Genomic DNA, 16624 nt, shown 5'->3' with positions numbered 1-16624 from the left:
TGGTGCTGAGTAACACAAACGTGACCACGTGTCATGACGTAGTTCTTGGTGCTCAGCGTTAGACTCCCCGATGGCCTGTCCTCAGGTCGATCCGCTGCGACCTGCACGCTTGTGAGCAGAGCGTGCCGGACGCCCCGTACTCCCGATGACGAAGGATTCTGAGTCCCGATGCAACTGATCGCCGTACCGATGGCCTCTTCCGGGGGCGGCTCCGGCTTCACGCTGCTGCTGCCGCTGATCCTGATCGTCGGGATGATCTGGTTCATGAGCCGCACGCAGCGCAAGCAGCGCCAGCGGCAGGCCGACACCGTCGCCGCCCTCACCCCGGGCACCAAGGTGATCACCACCAGCGGCCTGGTCGGCATCGTCGAGGAGGTCGACGAGGACTACGTGACGCTGGAGATCTCCGAAGGCGTCCTGGTCCAGGTAGTCAAGCCGTCGATCGGCCGGGTCATCCCGGACGAGGACCACCACGCCGAGGCCCCGGCTGCGGTTCCTGCCGATGACAAGGCTGACGACAAGGCCGACGCCGCGGACGACGCCGCCGACGAGGTCGAGGAGCCCGCGAAGGACCCGGTCGACGTCCCGGACGCAGGCCGTGACAAGGCCGGCGACAAGGCCGACGGCAAGGTGCAGGACGCGCCGAAGCTGCCGCCGACGCACACCGAGAACTGACGCACCCCTGTTCTAACGGCCTGCGGCGCGCCGACCGGCGTCCACCAGACGATTCGGCGCGCCCAGAAGCACAAAGGTTGAATCTGACGTGGCAACGACGACGACATCCCGCCCGGGGCGGCTGCTGATCGTCTTGGGGGTGATCGTGGTCCTGCTGTTCGGGATCATGGGGCTGACCAAGACCTGGAAGCCCAAGCTCGGCCTGGACCTGCGCGGTGGCACCACCATCACGCTGACCGCGAAGTCCCTGGCCGGCGGTGGTTCGGTGACCGCCGACCAGCTGAACGAGGCGAAGAACATCATCTCCCAGCGGGTCAACGGTGCGGGTGTCGCGGAAGCCGACATCACCACCTCCGGGCGGGACCACATCAACGTCGCCGTGCCCGGCGCGAACCAGGACAGCCTGGTGAAGCAGGTCGGTCAGACCGCGTTGCTGTACTTCCGGATCGTGTACGACGCCCAGGCCGCGGCTCCGGTCGCGACCCCGTCGCCGACGCCGACCGGGACGCCGACGACCAAGCCCAGTACGACGCCGAAGCCGAGCACCACGGTGAAGCCCAGTACGACGGTCAAGCCGAGCGCCACGCCGAACGGCCGGGCCTGGAGCAGCGTCCTGGGTCAGGCGGACCCGACGCCCACGCCGACGCCGAAGCCCAGCACCCCCGCCGCGAGCACGCCGGCTGCGACGCCGGGCGCCCCGGCCGCCTCGACCGACCCGCTGCAGTACGTCCCGGACGCGGCCACGCAGACCGCTTTCGCGGCGTACAAGTGCGGTGACGAAGGGCAGACCGACGACCCGAACAAGCCGCTGTTCGCCTGCGACCGGGAGGGCACGTACAAGTACCTGCTCGGCCCGGCGATCCTGAAGGGCACGGACCTGTCCGACGCCAGCGCGGGCATCCCGCAGGGCGGCTTCCAGTGGCAGGTGAACCTGAAGTTCACCGGCGAGGGCGGCGACAAGTTCCTCAAGGCGACGCAGAACATCTCCGCCCGCGGCCAGGGCCAGAACCTGTTCGCGATCGTGCTGGACAGCGAGGTCATCTCCACGCCGAGCGTCGAGAACCCGATCCCGGGTGGCCAGGCGCAGATCACCGGTACCTTCACCGAGGCCGAGGCGCGTGACCTGGCGAACGTGCTGAAGTACGGCGCGCTGCCGGTCTCGTTCGACATCTCCTCGGTCGAGACGGTGTCGCCACAGCTCGGTGGCGACCAGCTGTCCGCGGGCATCTGGGCCGGCATCGCCGGTCTGGGCCTGGTCGTGTTGTTCTCGTTCCTGTACTACCGGGGCCTGGGAATCGTCGTGGTGGCTTCGCTGGGCGTGGCCGCCGTACTGACCTACGCGTCCGTCGTCCTGCTCGGCGAGGCGATCGGGTTCACGCTGACCCTGGCCGGTATCGCCGGTCTGATCGTGGCCATCGGTATCACCGCGGACTCGTTCGTCATCTACTTCGAACGACTACGCGACGAAGTCCGCGAGGGCCGCAGCCTGCGCTCGTCGGTCGAGACCGGCTGGGCCCGGGCCAAGCACACGATCATCGCGGCCGACTCGATCTCCCTGCTCGCCGCGGTGGTGCTGTACATCCTGGCGATCGGCAGCGTCCGCGGCTTCGCGTTCACGCTCGGCCTGACCACGCTGATCGACCTGCTCGTGGTGTTCATCTTCACCAAGCCGCTCGTCACGCTGCTGGCCCGGACCGACTTCTTCGGTCACGGCCACAAGCTGTCCGGCCTGGATCCGGAGCATCTCGGTGTGGAGCGGTTGCCCGGTCAGATGAAGCCGTCGGCGCGACCGGCCAAGCGGCCGTCCACGCCGAAGCCGCTGGGAGGGGAGGTCTGATGTCGAAGTTCGGACAGCTCGGTGCCAAGCTGTACCGCGGTGAGGTCTCCTACGACTTCATCGGCAAGCGCAAGCTCTGGTTCGGTGTCTCCCTGGTGCTGATCGCGATCTCGCTGATCGGCCTGTTCTCCCGCGGCCTCGCACTCGGTATCGAGTTCAAGGGCGGCGTCGAGTACCAGACCAACGTCAAGGTCACCGACAACACCGTGCAGGACTTCACCGACGCGGTGAAGGCGACCAACGCCAACGACCTCGGCGATCCGGTCGTCACCACGGTCGGCACCGACAAGGTACGGGTGCAGACGAAGCCGCTGGCGCAGGACGACGTCACCAAGGTCCGGACCGCGATCGCCACGGAGGCCGGGGTCGCGGTCGACCAGGTGACGTCGCAGCAGATCGGCGCCTCCTGGGGCCAGCAGATCGCGAACAAGGCGATCACCGCGCTGATCGTGTTCATCGGCCTGGTGTTCCTGGTGATCTGGGCCTACTTCCGAGAACCCAAGGCCTCGCTGGCAGCGATCATCGCGCTGCTGCACGACGTGCTGATCACGGTCGGCGTGTACGCGCTGATCGGCTTCGACGTCACGCCGGCCACGGTGATCGGCGTCCTGACCATCCTCGGGTACTCGCTCTACGACACCGTCGTGGTGTTCGACAAGGTGCGGGAGAACACCCGCGGGATCACCGGGTCCAACCGGTACACCTACTCCGACGCGACCAACCTGGCCGTCAACCAGACGATCGTACGGTCGATCAACACCACAGTGATCGCGTTGCTGCCGGTCGGGTCGATCCTCGCGGTCGGCACCGTCGTACTGGGGACGGGCCCGCTGAAGGACCTGTCGCTGGCGCTGTTCGTCGGTATCGCCGTCGGGGCGTACTCGTCGATCTTCATCGCGCCGGCGCTGCTCGCGACGTTCAAGGAGCGGGAGCCGGGCATGCAGGCGCTGCACCGCCGGGTCATGGCCAAGCGCGCCTCGTCCGCCGCGGCGGCGACGCCGGCTCCGGCCGCCGCTGGCGCGGCCGTGGCGGTGGGTGCCGGTAGTGCCGGCGGTGGTGGGACTGCCAAGGCGCCGCGGAAGCAGGACAAGCCGTCGGGTACGGCGCCGGTGCCCTCGGCCCGGCCGATGAAGGCGTCCGGGGGCAACCGGCCGCAGCCGTCGCGCAAGCCGCGATCGAAGCGCGGTAAGTGATGCGGTCGCTCGAGCAGGTGCTGAAGGACGGGATCCGGGACATCCTGGACTATCCGCAGCCGGGGGTGGTGTTCAAGGACATCACCCCGCTGCTGGCCGACCACAGCGGGTTCGCCCAGGTGGTGGAGGCGCTGGCCGCGTCCGGCAAGGACGACGACGGCAACCCGATCGTCGACAAGGTGGTCGGGATCGAGGCGCGCGGGTTCATCCTCGCCGCCCCGGTCGCGCTCGCCCTCGGCGCCGGGTTCGTGCCGGTGCGCAAGAAGGGGAAGCTGCCGGCGGCGACGTACGAGGAGTCGTACGCCCTGGAGTACGGCGAGGCGACCATCGAGGTCCACCAGGACGCCTTCGCCCCCGGTGACCGGGTGCTCGTCATCGACGACGTGCTGGCCACGGGTGGGACGGTGGAGGCCTGCCTGCGGCTGATCCGCCGCTGCGAGGCCGAGGTCACCGGTACGACGGTCCTGCTGGAGCTCTCCTTCCTGCCCGGACGCGACCGGCTGGCCGGCGAGCAGCTCACCTCGCTCCTCACGGTCTGACAGCATCGCCTGACCCTCGGCACGGCTGACCCGAATTCGGGCAAACCCTCCGCCACGACACGCTCACCCGGCGTGTTGTCCACAGGGCGTTTCAACGAGGCTGGGGCGTTCCCCCTAGACTGGTGGTCTGTCGGCGGAGGGACACAAACGTGGGCGAAGACCCGGCGATGACGTCAGCGGTACCGAACGTAGTACCGCAGGAGCCCCCGCGCGCCCCCGTGCGGCCGGCTCCGTCACCGCCGCCTGTCGCCCAGCCGCCCCGGATCGCTCCAGCCCGGGTCCGCGCCCGGCTGGCCCGCCTGGGCGGCACCCGGCACCCGAACCGGGCGCCGATGCTCGAGCCGCTGTTCCGGGTCGTGCGGGCCACCCACCCGAAGGCCGACCTCGGCATGATCGAGCGCGCCTACCGGACGGCGGAGAAGTACCACACCGGCCAACTCCGCAAGAGCGGTGACGCCTACATCACGCACCCGCTCGCGGTCGCCACGATCCTGGCCGAGCTCGGTATGACCGCGCCGACCCTGTGCGCCGCCCTGCTCCACGACACCGTCGAGGACACGCCGTACACGGTCGAGGAGCTGACCCGCGACTTCGGCGAAGAGATCGCCATGCTGGTCGACGGCGTCACCAAGCTGGACAAGGTCAAGTACGGCGAGTCCGCGCAGGCCGAGACGATCCGCAAGATGGTCGTCGCGATGGCCAAGGACATCCGGGTGCTGGTGATCAAGCTCTCCGACCGGCTGCACAACATGCGCACGCTGGGCTTCCTGCGGCAGGAGAAGCAGGAGCGGATCGCCCGCGAGACGCTGGAGATCTACGCCCCGCTGGCGCACCGGCTCGGTATGAACACGATCAAGTGGGAGCTCGAGGACCTGTCGTTCTCGACCCTGCACCCGAAGGTGTACGACGAGATCGTCCGGCTGGTCGCCGAGCGGGCGCCGTCGCGCGACGAATACCTCGCCTCGGTGATCGACCAGGTCCACGAGGACCTGCGCGCGGCCAAGGTGAAGGCGACCGTCACCGGCCGGCCGAAGCACTACTACTCGATCTACCAGAAGATGATCGTCCGCGGCCGCGAGTTCGGCGACATCTACGACCTGGTCGGCATCCGGGTCCTGGTCGAGTCGGTCCGCGACTGCTACGCGGCCCTCGGCATCCTGCACGCGCGGTGGAACCCGGTCCCCGGCCGGTTCAAGGACTACATCGCGATGCCGAAGTTCAACATGTACCAGTCGCTGCACACCACCGTGATCGGCCCGCAGGGCAAGCCGGTGGAGCTGCAGATCCGGTCGTTCGCGATGCACCGCCGGGCCGAGTACGGCATCGCCGCGCACTGGAAGTACAAGGAGGACCCGACCTCGGCGGCGCCCGAGGTGGCCGGGCCGCCCAGCACCGAGATCGGCGGGCCGAACGAGATGCCCTGGGTCCGGCAGCTGGTCGACTGGCAGCGCGAGACCTCCGACCCGTCGGAGTTCCTCGACTCGCTGCGGTTCGAGATCAACAACTCCGAGGTGTACGTCTTCACCCCGCGCGGTGACGTGATGTCGCTGCCGGCCGGGTCGTCCCCGGTCGACTTCGCGTACGCGATCCACACCGAGGTCGGGCACCGCTGTATCGGCGCCCGGGTGAACGGCCGGCTGGTGCCGCTGGAGAGCACGCTCGAGAACGGTGACGTCGTCGAGGTCTTCACCTCGAAGGCGCAGGGCGCGGGACCGTCGCGCGACTGGCTCTCGTTCGTGAAGAGCCCGCGGGCGCGGAACAAGATCAAGCACTGGTTCTCCAAGGAGCGCCGCGACGAGGCGATCGAGCACGGCAAGGACGCGATCGCCAAGCAGCTCCGCAAGGAGGGCCTGCCGCTGCAGCGCCTGCTGTCGCACGAAACCCTGACCGCAGTCGCGAACTCGCTGCGCTACCCGGACGTGACCGGTCTGTACGCCGCCGTCGGCGAGAGTCACGTGAGCGCGCAGGCCGTCGTACGGCGCCTGATCGAGACGTACGGCGGTGAGGAAGGCGCAGCCGAGGACCTGTCCGAGGGCGTGCGGCTGCCGGTCTCGAAGGAGCGGCGGAAGCGGGCGGCTCGCGGCGACGCCGGTGTCATCGTCAAGGGCGCGACGGACGTGCTGTCGAAGCTGGCCCGGTGCTGCACGCCGGTGCCGGGGGACGAGATCATCGGCTGGATCACGCGTGGAGCCGGGGTGTCGGTGCACCGCGCTGACTGCGCGAACGTGGAGAACCTGCAGACCCAGCCCGAGCGCATCGTCGAGGTCGAGTGGGCCCCGACCGCGCAGTCGGTGTTCCTGGTCGCGATCCAGGTCGAGGCATTGGACCGGGCGCGGCTGCTGTCCGACATCACCCGGGTGCTGTCCGACTACCACGTGAACATCCTGTCCGCGGCCCTGACCACAACCCGCGACCGGATCGCCAAGTCCCGCTTCACCTTCGAGATGGGCGACCCGACCCACCTCGGCCACGTCCTGAAGGCAGTCCGCTCGGTCGAAGGCGTCTTCGACGTCTACCGCGTCACCCAGTAGGAGCCATAGGCAACTGGTTCGCCGCCTCCCCGCTGGCTGTGTGAGTGAGGGTCTAGTCGAGGCTCTTGCGTCGTACTCGGAGTGTGTAGGTCAGGCCTTGTCGCGTGCCATCGGCTCCGAAGCGGATCGACGTACTCACGCCGCCGGTGGTCGCGACGTCCCACCCGAGCTGCTGCTCACGCGCCTGCCGGGCAAAGGCCTTCAGGTCCTTGATCTCGCACCCACAGTCCAACGTCGTGTCCACGAACACGTACGTCGCCCCCGGGTTCCGCTCGTCCGCACTGAGCTGCCAGCTGATCCGGTGCTCGTGATCCTCCAACCCCGTGCGCACCGGGTCGTGCTGAATGCCCAGAGCCTTCTCGTAGTCGTCGACGTCGTCGATGAGGAACAGATCGCTGCGGTACTTGCCCGGCCACACGGCGTACAGGCGGCTGTCGCCCGACCGCACGCGTCCCGCGACCCCGTCCGGAGGCGGCGACTGCACCGTGCCGTCCGCGGCGACCTCCAGGTAGCACATGGTCGACAGGTCGTACGGGAAGTCAGGCGAGTGACTGGCGTAGCGCACGGCATCCAGCCTATTCACCACCGCCGCGGCAACCGCGGATGCTGGCACAGGAAACCTCCCACGGCGAGCTCCAGCGCCGGATACGACCCCCACACATCAGTCCGCCGAACAGAAATCACGTGCCACCCAAGCAATTCAAGCTCCCCACGACGCTTCTCATCGCGCCCTTCAGCTCGACGCCCGCTGTGCCACAGATCGCTGTCGTACTCGAGCCCGAGCCGGCGCCCATCAACCGCCCGCTTCGGATAGCCGACATCCATCCGGTACGTCCCGTTCGGCCCGCTGACCGGAATCTGAACCTCCGGCACGCCAAACCCAGCATCAATCAACCGAAGCCGCAACGACGACTCCCCAGGCGAAGCCGCCCGCCGATCGGCGTACCGCAGGATGTCGGCTGCTTGAGAGGTGCTGTCTTCGGCGAAGTACGCGGCTGAGGCGGTCGTGAGTTCATCGAGGGTGGCCTTTCCGGTGTGCAGGAGCGCGTCGACCGCGGACAGCGCGAAGGGACGGTGCAGGTGCCTGGCGAGCTCAATGGCTGTTGCGGCCGGGGTCAGCACCTTCAGGCCCAGCGCCTCGACCGTTGGGCGCGGTTGGAAGGTCCACTGCGGCTTGATCGTGGGTTCAGGGCTCAACGCCGTCGTCTCAATGCCGTGCAACCACGCGGCCGCCTGACCGCAGACGACGGCGTCTTGCGGTACGACGAGGCGCAGCGCGTCGGCCCGCAACTCGGGGGAGTCGGGCACGCGGACGTCGACGTACACGCCCCTCATCACTTGCCGGATCTCGCCGCGAGCCAGCAGCCAGGCGAGTTTCCGCGGCACTTGACGGCTGGTGAACGGCAGGCCGGCGAAGTAATACGGCAGGTCGTACTGAAACATCCCAGCAGAATGACCGAATCCCACGATCCGTGCTCACCGTTATCCACAGGCTGCGGGACCACGGGGCGGTCGTGTGCCGCGTGGGACGGTCAGCTGAAGTCGGTTAGGGCGTTTTGGGCTTGGGTTAGCCATTCTCGGCGGGCGGCGATGGCCTCGCGGGCTTCGGTGGCTTTGCGGGTGTTGCCTTGGGACTCGGCCTTGGCTGCCTGCTTCTCCAGGTCGGCGATGAGGGACTGGAGTTGCTTGACGGTGGCTTCGGCGCGGGCGCGGGCTTCGGGGTTGCTGCGGTTCCAGACCTCGTCCTCGGCGGACTTGACGGCCTGCTCGACGGCGCGCAGCCGGGAGTCGATCGCGCGCATCGAGTCGCGCGGGACCTTGCCGATCTGGTCCCAGCGGTCGAGCAGTTCGCGGAGCTGCTCGCGGGACGCCTTGGCGTCCTCGACCGGCAGGATCGCCTCGATCTCGACCAGCAGGGCTTCCTTGGCCTGCAGGTTCTCCACCTGCTCGGCGTTCTCCTCGGCCTGTACGGCGTCCCGCGCGCCGAAGAACGTGTCCTGGGCGGCCCGGAAGCGCGCCCACAGCTTGTCGTCGACCTCGCGCGGCGCCGGGCCGGCGGCCTTCCACTGCCGCATCAGGTCGCGGAAGCGCCCGGACGTCGGGCCCCAGTCGGTGGACGACGCGAGCGTCTCCGCCTCGGCGGCCAGCCGCTCCTTCACCACCGCGGCTTCCTCACGCTTGGAGGACAGCTCGGCGAAGTGCTGCTTACGGTGCCGGGTGTACGTCGTCCGCGCCGAGGAGAACCGGTGCCACAGCTCGTCGTCGCTGGACTTGTCCAGCCGCGGCAGGGCCTTCCACTCCTCCAGCAGCTCCCGCAGCCGGGTGACGCCGTGTCGCCAGTCGGTGCCGGCGGCGATGGTCTCGGCCTCGGTGGCGATCTTGGTCTTGGCGGAGCGGGCTTCCTCGACCTTGGCGGCGCGCTCGGCCTTGCGCTTCTCCCGCTGCTGGGCGACCAGCGGCGAGAGCGCCTCGAGCCGGGCCTTCAGGCCGTCGAGATCGCCGACCGCCTGGGCGTCCTCGATCGTGCCGGCCACCTTCTTCACCGCGGCGCGGGCGTCGTCGGGGGACACGGTGCCCGCCTGGACGCGCTTCTCCAGCAGGTCCACCTCGAAGGCCAGTGCGTCGTACCGGCGGGTGTAGAAGGCGAGGGCCTCCTCCGGGTTCGCGTCCGGCCACTGGCCGACCGCCCGTTCACCGTCCTTGGTCCGTACGAAGACCGTTCCGTCCTCGGCTACCCGGCCCCAGCTCTCTCCGGCCACAACTCGCCCCTTCCGGCGGTATGCACTGCGCTCGTGCCCATTCTGGTCAGTCCCTGGTCCAACCGCGCGAACAGGGCCCCGCGTGGGCGCGTCGAGCCGCGTCTCGACGCTTATCCCTGAACAATCACAAACTCCACGCTGTGACGCAACGGTGTTGAGTCACAATCCGGTTCGTTCTGCGCGGGGCGGCACCGGTAGCCTTGGGTGGTCCCGAACCGTTCCAGGAAGGTCAGTCGTGCTCATCGCCGGGTTCCCCGCGGGGTCGTGGGGTACGAACTGCTACGTCGTCGCCACCGGCCAGGGCGCGGAATGTCTCGTTATCGACCCGGGTCAGGACGCGACCGCCGGAGTCGAGCAGGTGGTCCGGGAGAACAAGCTGAAGCCGGTCGCCGTGCTGCTCACGCACGGTCACGTCGACCACATGTTTTCCGTATTCCCGGTGTGCGGGACGTACGACGCAACCGCCTGGATCCACCCGGACGATCGGCACCTGCTGAGCGACCCGCTGGCCGGGATCAGCCCCGAGTCGGCGCGGATGCTGCTCGGCGGCAAGCACGAGTTCGCCGAGCCGGACGACGTCGCCGAGCTCAAGGACGGCCTGAGCCTGGAGCTGGCCGGCCTCACCTTCACCGTCGACCACACCCCGGGGCACACCCGGGGTTCGGTCACGTTCACCACGCCGTACGACGGGCCGGAAGACGTGCCCGCGGTGCTGTTCTCCGGTGACGTGTTGTTCGCCGGGTCGATCGGCCGGACGGATCTGCCTGGGGGCGACCATCCGACGATGCTGCATACGTTGGCCACCAAGATCCTGCCGATGCGCGACGAGATCGTCGTCCTGCCGGGTCATGGTGGCCAGACCACGATCGGCCGGGAGAAGGCGACCAACCCCTACTTGCAGGACCTGGAGATTCCCTAACCATGAGCAAGGCCAAATCGTGAGCAAACTCAGCCCTCTCAGCGGGTTCCCCGAATTCCTACCGCAGGACCGGATCGTCGAGCAGAAGTTCCTCGACGTGATCCGGGAGACGTTCGAGCTGCACGGGTTCGCGTCGATCGAGACCCGCGCGGTCGAGCCGGTCGAGCGGCTGTCCAACCAGGGCGAGGACGCCGACAAGGAGATCTACGGCGTACGGCGTCTGGCCGCCGACTCAGACGAGGACGCGGCACTCGGCCTGCACTTCGACCTGACCGTGCCGTTCGCCCGCTACGTGCTGGAGCACAGCGGCAAGCTGGTGTTCCCGTTCCGCCGCTACCAGATCCAGAGGGTGTGGCGGGGCGAGCGCCCGCAGGAGGGCCGCTACCGCGAGTTCACCCAGGCCGACATCGACATCGTCGACGCCGCGGAGCTGCCGATGCACTACGAGGTCGAGCTGCCGCTGGTGATCGCGGACGCGCTGCGCAAGCTGCCGGTGCCGGAGTTCGTGATCAAGGTGAACAACCGCAAGATCCCGGAGGGGTTCTACCGCGGGCTCGGCCTGGACGACGTCACCACGGTGCTGCGGATCGTCGACAAGATCGACAAGATCGGCCCCGAGAAGGTGGTCGAGCGGCTGGTCGAGGCGGGCGCAACCGACAAGCAGGCCCGGCTGGCGGTGCAGTTGGCGGACATCTCCAGCACGGACACGTCGTTCGTGGAGAAGGTCCGGGCGCTCGGCGTGGAGCACGAGATCCTCGACGAGGGGCTCGAGCAGCTCAGCCAGGTGATGGCCGCGGCTGGTGAGCACGCTCCCGGCCTGCTGATGGCTGATCTGCGGATCGCCCGCGGCCTGGACTACTACACCGGCGCGGTCTACGAGATCTACCTGGTCGGCCAGGAGTCGTTCGGCTCGGTCGGTGGCGGTGGTCGGTACGACTCGCTCGCGTCCGACGGCAAGACGACGTACCCCGGTGTGGGCATCTCCATCGGCGTCTCGCGGCTCGTGCACCGGCTGATCAGCCAGGGGCTGCTCGCGGGCTCCCGTCGTACGCCGACCGCTGTGCTTGTGGCGTTGAACGCCGAGGAGGATCGGGCCGAGGCCATGCGTACGGCGGCGCAGCTGCGGAGCCGGGGGATCCCGGTGGAGGTGGCGCCGGCGGCGGCGAAGTTCGGGAAGCAGATCCGGTTCGCGGACCGGCGCGGCATCCCGTTCGTGTGGTTCAGCACCGAGAACGGCCCCGAGGTGAAGGACATCCGCAGCGGCGAGCAGGTCGCCGCCGATCCCGCCTCCTGGACGCCGCCCGCCACAGACCTGCTACCCCGTATCGAGACATCTCAGGAGAACCAGTGATCCGTACCCATTCCGCAGGCTCGTTGCGCGCCGAGCACACCGGGCAGACCGTCACCCTGGCCGGCTGGGTGGCGCGGCGGCGTGATCACGGCGGCGTGGCGTTCATCGACCTGCGCGACTCGAGCGGCACCGTCCAGGTGGTCATCCGGGACGAGGAGGTCGCGCACCCGTTGCGGGCCGAGTTCTGCCTGAAGATCACCGGTGCGGTGAACGCGCGCCCCGAGGGCAACGCGAACCCGAACCTGCCGACCGGCGAGATCGAGGTGATCGCGTCCGAGGTCGAGGTGCTGAACTCGGCCGACCCGCTGCCGTTCCCGGTCGAGGAGCACCACGCGACCCCGGTGAACGAGGAGGTCCGGCTGAAGTACCGCTACCTCGACCTGCGCCGGCAAGGGCCGGGTTCGGCGCTGCGGCTGCGCAGCCAGGTGAACAAGGCGGCTCGCGACGTACTGGCGCAGCACGACTTCGTCGAGATCGAGACGCCGACGCTGACCAAGTCGACGCCGGAAGGCGCGCGGGACTTCCTGGTCCCGGCCCGTCTGCAGCCGGGCTCGTGGTACGCGCTGCCGCAGTCGCCGCAGCTGTTCAAGCAGTTGCTGATGGTGGCGGGGATGGAGCGGTACTACCAGATCGCCCGCTGCTACCGCGACGAGGACTTCCGCGCCGACCGGCAGCCGGAGTTCACCCAGCTCGACATCGAGATGAGCTTCGTCGACCAGGACGACGTGATCGCGCTGTCCGAAGAGGTCCTGGCCGCGCTCTGGAAGCTTGTCGGGTACGACGTCCAGACGCCGATCCCGCGGATGACCTACGCCGAGGCGATGGCTCGGTTCGGCAGCGACAAGCCGGACCTGCGGATGGGCCTCGAGCTGGTCGAGTGCACCGAGTACTTCAAGGACACCCCGTTCCGGGTGTTCCAGGCGCCGTACGTCGGAGCCGTCGTGATGCCCGGTGGCGCCGACCAGCCGCGCAAGCAGCTGGATGCGTGGCAGGACTGGGCGAAGCAGCGTGGTGCGCGCGGGCTCGCGTACGTGCTGGTCGGCCAGGACGGTGAGCTCGGTGGACCGGTCGCGAAGAACCTGTCCGAGCAGGAGCGCGCCGGGATCGCCGACCACGTCGGCGCGAAGCCGGGGGACTGCATCTTCTTCGCCGCCGGACCGGTCAAGTCGTCGCGGGCGCTGCTCGGTGCGGCCCGGCTGGAGATCGGCCGCCGCGGCGGGCTGATCGACGAGTCGGCTTGGTCGTTCGTGTGGGTCGTCGACGCGCCGCTATTCGAGCCGGCCGACGAGGCGACCGCCGCGGGTGACGTCGCGGTGGGCTCCGGCGCGTGGACCGCCGTACACCACGCCTTCACGTCGCCGAAGCCGGACTCGCTGGACACGTTCGACACCGACCCGGGGTCGGCGCTGGCCTACGCCTACGACATCGTCTGCAACGGCAACGAGATCGGCGGTGGGTCGATCCGTATCCACCGCGAGGACGTGCAGAAGCGGGTGTTCGCGGTGATGGGCCTGACCGACGAGGAGGCGACCGAGAAGTTCGGCTTCCTGCTCGACGCGTTCAAGTTCGGCGCGCCGCCGCACGGCGGGATCGCGTTCGGCTGGGACCGGATCACCGCGCTGCTGGCCGGAACGGAGTCGATCCGCGACGTGATCGCGTTCCCGAAGTCCGGTGGCGGGTTCGACCCGTTGACGGCCGCGCCGGCGCCGATCACCGCGGCGCAGCGCAAGGAGGCGGGCGTCGACGCCAAGCCGGAGAAGAAGGGCGACGTCGCGCAGTAGCCAAGCCGTTGTCCCCTTGAGCAACGGGCCTGACGGTGGGAAAGTGACGATGCCGTGACGACCTGACGACAGGTTGTCACGGCATCGCCGGTTCTCCTACTGCACCAGAAGTCCGGTGACTCGTTGCAGTGGAGTGCGCCGATCGCGCGCTCAGCACGAAGCTTTGTGTTCACACCGAAAGGTCCGGCGAGGTGCGAGCAGACAGGTCCTGGAGGACACGGTCGGCGTGCTCGCGGACGGCGACGAAGTCGGCCGGCTGGGCGATGGCGGCCTCGGCGTCGGCCAGCAGGAGGTTCACGAGATCGATGACGAGGCGCCGGCTGGTGTCGTCGGTACAGAACTGGCCGGTGCTGTGCAGGACCCGGAGCTGTGCCCGGACGACTCGCGGTTCGGCCTTGCCATACCGCCGTACCTGACCACACGCCAGGTCGAGGTAGTACGCGAGATCCCGCCCGGGTACGACGACCCGCAGCACGCCGGCCTGGTCGCGCAGGAGCTGGCTGCCGAGATCACGCTTCGCCAGCGCGGCCAGGACGACGGACAGGTGCTCGATCGCCTGGATCGAGGTGTAGGGGTCGTTGATCGCGGGCGACAGCGCCTTGACCGCGATGTCGGCGAGCTGCCTTACCCCGAACGCGACGTCCTGCTCGGCGGTCCGTTCGAAGCCGATGCGAATGGACTCCCGCGCGGCAGACGCGAGTCGGTCCACGGCCGGCGGCGGGCCCGGCTGATCCGTCCACACCTTTGTGAGCGCTGACCCGGCGACGACATGCTCGCCGACCATGCGTGTCACCGACGCCGTCACGCCGGCCGCGGTCGCGGCGGCCAGCAGAGCCTCGGGATGGATGGTCTGCAGATAGCCGGAGCCGTGTGCGGGGATGCCGACCGCCCACTCCGGTGGCGGCGGGGGCGGCTCGGCCGAGACACCTTCGGTCGGCAGGTCGCGGTCGATGACCTGGAGCGTGGTGCGCTCGACCTTGCGCATGACCTCGTCGATCTGGATCGAGTGCGTCAGGTGGTGCACGAAGAACACCAGCATCAGCAGGCTGACGAACAGCAGCACCAACGCGACCGTGACCGCGAGCCGCGGATACTGGTCGGTCCGTTCGCCGGCCTTCACGCCGACCGTGTAGAGGCCGGCGCTTGCGTAGGTGAAGGTCGCCACGAAGATGCTCAGCACGACCTGGTTCACCCGGTCGCGGAGGAAGTTGCGCAGCAGCCTGGGGGAGAACTGGGTGGAGGCGAGTTGCAGCGCCACCACGGTCAGGCCGAGGACCAGGGCGATCACGGTGGCCATCGTGCTGGCGATCGCGATCAGCAGGGTCCGGGCGTCGTCGGCGGTCCCCTGGAAGAGGAGGCGGTCTCGCCACGATCCCGGCTCGATCTCGATGAACGACAGCGTCGACCCGGCGATCAGGGCGATCACCACGGCCAGCGACGGCATCGCCCAGAGGGCCCCGCGCAGGTACTCGGTCGCCGCCTCCCGCCGCACGCCGCCACCCCCTCCCTGTCGTCAGGGTCGCGCTGACTCCCATCCCGGTCAACGGTTTAGGCTCGGAGCGTGGTGGGCGGCGTACCGGTGGAGTTGCTGGCGCATCTGCGGCGTGCGCGGGATGTTGCTGACCGCAACTATGCGGAGCCGCTGGACCTGGCCGAGCTGGCCGCCGCGGCCGGGGTGTCGAAGTACCACTTCCTGCGCTGTTTCGCGGCCGAGTACGGCGAGACGCCGATGCAGTACGTGACCCGGCGGCGGATCGAGCGGGCCAGCGACCTGCTCCGGGCTACCAACCTGACCGTCACCGAGGTGTGCGGCCTGGTCGGGTACAGCAGCATCGGGTCGTTCTCGCAGCGGTTCACCGAACTCGTCGGGATGAGCCCGTCGGAGTACCAGCGGACCCAGTCCGGGGCCCGGATCCCCGGGTGCTTCGTGTTCATGCTCGGGCTGAAGTCCGCAATTCCGGAGAAGCCGGAGGCGGGTGCCGGGCCCTACCGTCGTACCGAGAGCAACGACGAGGAGGAACCATGATCACGAACATCAGCCTGATGAGTGTCTTCGTGACCGACATCGACGAGGCGAAGGCCTTCTACACCGACAAGCTCGGGTTCGTGCTGAAGACGGACATCGCGCTGTCGGAGTTCCGCTGGTGCACCGTGCACCATCCCGACCACCCGGAGCTCGAGCTCCAGCTCGCGCTGCCCGGCCCGCCGCTCGACGACGAGGCCACCGCGGCGATCCGGCGGATGATGGCGAAGGGCACCATGCACGGGTTCGGCATCGCGACCGACGACTGCCGCAAGACCTTCCAGGAGCTGGTCGCCAAGGGCGTCGAGTACATCCAGGAACCGAGCGAACGCCCGTACGGCGTCGAGGCCGTCCTGCGCGACAACTCCGGCAACTGGCTCGTCCTGGTCGAGGCGAAGCCCTACAGCGCTGAGGATTTCGCCTGACCCCTGAGCCGGCCCCGGTTGTTCGCGGGCCCTGTGTTCCGGCATGGTGACCCGATGGACATCACGGTCGATCCGGTCGGGATCACCCCGCCGTACGAGCAGGTGCGGTCGCAGATCGAAGGGCTGATCCGGGCTGGCGAGCTGGCCAAGGGGACTCGGCTGCCCACGGTGCGGCAGCTGTCGCTGGATCTCGGGCTGGCGGTGAACACGGTGGCGCGCGCGTACAAGGAGCTCGAGGCGGACCGCTTGGTCGAGACCCGCGGACGGAACGGAACGTTCGTCCTCGCCGAGCGCAGCCAGGTAGACGACGCGGCCACCCACCGAGCCGCGGTCGCCCTGGCCGTCGCCGCCCGCCAAGCCGGCCTCAGCCTCGCCGAAACCACCGAGATCCTGCATCAGGCCTGGTAGTTCACCGCCGGGTGAGCTTGAACAGGAACCCGTGAGGTACCACCTGTTTTCGGCTCTTGTGTTGGATGTGTGGGTGATGCGGGCGCGTCGGGTCAGCGTGCAGCTCGACAGGTAGTGCACCGCGTCACGCCGTACACCCCGCCGACACCCACGCTCAGGTGCACTACCCATCCCCGGGACACC

General features: G+C 68.8%; 15 protein-coding genes. 11 read left to right on the top strand and 4 right to left on the bottom strand.

Annotated elements, in window-relative coordinates:
- Window positions 1-168 precede the first annotated feature (168 nt).
- The 5 genes from yajC to ACIBL3_RS18635 all read left to right on the top strand — a co-directional run bounded on the left by yajC (window position 169) and on the right by ACIBL3_RS18635 (window position 6775).
- Window positions 169-675 carry a preprotein translocase subunit YajC gene (gene yajC / locus ACIBL3_RS18655; protein ID WP_396354645.1) on the top strand — a complete coding sequence of 169 codons (507 nt, stop codon included), beginning with the start codon at window positions 169-171 and terminating at the stop codon, window positions 673-675.
- Between the two features lie 88 nt (window positions 676-763).
- Window positions 764-2512, top strand: a complete 1749-nt coding sequence (gene secD, locus ACIBL3_RS18650) for a protein translocase subunit SecD (protein ID WP_396354644.1) — start codon at window positions 764-766, stop codon at window positions 2510-2512.
- Window positions 2512-3705: a protein translocase subunit SecF gene (secF, locus tag ACIBL3_RS18645; protein WP_396354643.1), complete on the top strand. Its 1194-nt coding sequence runs from the start codon at window positions 2512-2514 to the stop codon at window positions 3703-3705. Before secD ends, secF begins: the two co-directional genes overlap by 1 nt.
- Window positions 3705-4244 carry an adenine phosphoribosyltransferase gene (locus tag ACIBL3_RS18640; protein WP_396354642.1) on the top strand — a complete coding sequence of 180 codons (540 nt, stop codon included), beginning with the start codon at window positions 3705-3707 and terminating at the stop codon, window positions 4242-4244. The genes secF and ACIBL3_RS18640 overlap by 1 nt, the downstream gene beginning before the upstream one ends.
- Before the next feature lie 167 nt (window positions 4245-4411).
- Window positions 4412-6775, top strand: a complete 2364-nt coding sequence (locus tag ACIBL3_RS18635) for a RelA/SpoT family protein (RefSeq protein WP_396354641.1) — start codon at window positions 4412-4414, stop codon at window positions 6773-6775.
- A gap of 52 nt (window positions 6776-6827) precedes the next feature.
- On the opposite strand, the gene ACIBL3_RS18630 is transcribed toward ACIBL3_RS18635, so the two are convergent.
- From ACIBL3_RS18630 to ACIBL3_RS18620, 3 genes are all read right to left on the bottom strand, one after another.
- Window positions 6828-7340 carry a hypothetical protein gene (locus ACIBL3_RS18630; protein ID WP_396354640.1) on the bottom strand — a complete coding sequence of 171 codons (513 nt, stop codon included), beginning with the start codon at window positions 7338-7340 and terminating at the stop codon, window positions 6828-6830.
- Between the two features lie 14 nt (window positions 7341-7354).
- Entirely contained in the window at window positions 7355-8218 is an 864-nt protein-coding gene (locus ACIBL3_RS18625) for a hypothetical protein (RefSeq protein WP_396354639.1), read from the bottom strand.
- Between the two features lie 89 nt (window positions 8219-8307).
- On the bottom strand, window positions 8308-9534 hold the full coding sequence (locus ACIBL3_RS18620) for a DUF349 domain-containing protein (protein ID WP_396354638.1): 1227 nt from the start codon (window positions 9532-9534) through the stop codon (window positions 8308-8310).
- 235 nt (window positions 9535-9769) lie between these two features.
- Between ACIBL3_RS18620 and ACIBL3_RS18615 the strand changes: the two genes are divergently transcribed.
- The 3 genes from ACIBL3_RS18615 to aspS are packed head-to-tail and all read left to right on the top strand — an operon-like array spanning window position 9770 to window position 13585.
- The gene (locus ACIBL3_RS18615; protein ID WP_396354637.1) at window positions 9770-10453 is read left to right on the top strand and encodes an MBL fold metallo-hydrolase; all 684 of its coding nucleotides are present in this window, start codon (window positions 9770-9772) and stop codon (window positions 10451-10453) included.
- Between the two features lie 19 nt (window positions 10454-10472).
- Window positions 10473-11804, top strand: a complete 1332-nt coding sequence (hisS, locus tag ACIBL3_RS18610) for a histidine--tRNA ligase (RefSeq protein WP_396354636.1) — start codon at window positions 10473-10475, stop codon at window positions 11802-11804.
- The gene (aspS, locus tag ACIBL3_RS18605; RefSeq protein WP_396354635.1) at window positions 11801-13585 is read left to right on the top strand and encodes an aspartate--tRNA ligase; all 1785 of its coding nucleotides are present in this window, start codon (window positions 11801-11803) and stop codon (window positions 13583-13585) included. The genes hisS and aspS overlap by 4 nt, the downstream gene beginning before the upstream one ends.
- A 169-nt stretch (window positions 13586-13754) precedes the next feature.
- Here the strand turns inward: aspS and ACIBL3_RS18600 are convergent, their stop codons facing one another.
- A complete protein-coding gene (locus tag ACIBL3_RS18600; protein ID WP_396354634.1) occupies window positions 13755-15077 on the bottom strand; it encodes a DUF2254 domain-containing protein in 1323 nt (440 codons plus the stop codon).
- A gap of 69 nt (window positions 15078-15146) precedes the next feature.
- On the opposite strand from ACIBL3_RS18600, the gene ACIBL3_RS18595 reads away from it, so the two are divergent.
- From ACIBL3_RS18595 to ACIBL3_RS18585, 3 genes are read left to right on the top strand one after another with little or no spacing between them, the layout of a single operon-like run.
- Window positions 15147-15611: a helix-turn-helix transcriptional regulator gene (locus ACIBL3_RS18595; protein WP_396354633.1), complete on the top strand. Its 465-nt coding sequence runs from the start codon at window positions 15147-15149 to the stop codon at window positions 15609-15611.
- Window positions 15608-16033: a VOC family protein gene (locus ACIBL3_RS18590; protein ID WP_396354632.1), complete on the top strand. Its 426-nt coding sequence runs from the start codon at window positions 15608-15610 to the stop codon at window positions 16031-16033. The genes ACIBL3_RS18595 and ACIBL3_RS18590 overlap by 4 nt, the downstream gene beginning before the upstream one ends.
- Window positions 16034-16087: 54 nt before the next feature.
- Entirely contained in the window at window positions 16088-16441 is a 354-nt protein-coding gene (locus ACIBL3_RS18585; RefSeq protein WP_396354631.1) for a GntR family transcriptional regulator, read from the top strand.
- The last annotated feature ends 183 nt before the right edge of the window (window positions 16442-16624 follow it).

The sequence above is a fragment of the Kribbella sp. NPDC050124 genome (assembly GCF_044460355.1).
Classification (GTDB): Bacteria; Actinomycetota; Actinomycetes; order Propionibacteriales; family Kribbellaceae; genus Kribbella.
The sequence above is the reverse complement of the archived record's forward strand: the minus strand, read 5'-3'. Positions and strand labels throughout refer to the sequence as shown.

Bases quoted from the DNA above. Each gene is read 5' to 3' on its own strand.
- yajC (WP_396354645.1), top strand. From the start codon at position 169: ATGCAACTGATCGCCGTACCGATGGCCTCTTCCGGGGGCGGCTCCGGC.
- secF (WP_396354643.1), top strand. From the start codon at position 2,512: ATGTCGAAGTTCGGACAGCTCGGTGCCAAGCTGTACCGCGGTGAGGTC.
- ACIBL3_RS18640 (WP_396354642.1), top strand. From the start codon at position 3,705: ATGCGGTCGCTCGAGCAGGTGCTGAAGGACGGGATCCGGGACATCCTG.
- ACIBL3_RS18635 (WP_396354641.1), top strand. From the start codon at position 4,412: ATGACGTCAGCGGTACCGAACGTAGTACCGCAGGAGCCCCCGCGCGCC.
- ACIBL3_RS18625 (WP_396354639.1), bottom strand. From the start codon at position 8,218: ATGTTTCAGTACGACCTGCCGTATTACTTCGCCGGCCTGCCGTTCACC.
- ACIBL3_RS18590 (WP_396354632.1), top strand. From the start codon at position 15,608: ATGATCACGAACATCAGCCTGATGAGTGTCTTCGTGACCGACATCGAC.
- ACIBL3_RS18585 (WP_396354631.1), top strand. From the start codon at position 16,088: ATGGACATCACGGTCGATCCGGTCGGGATCACCCCGCCGTACGAGCAG.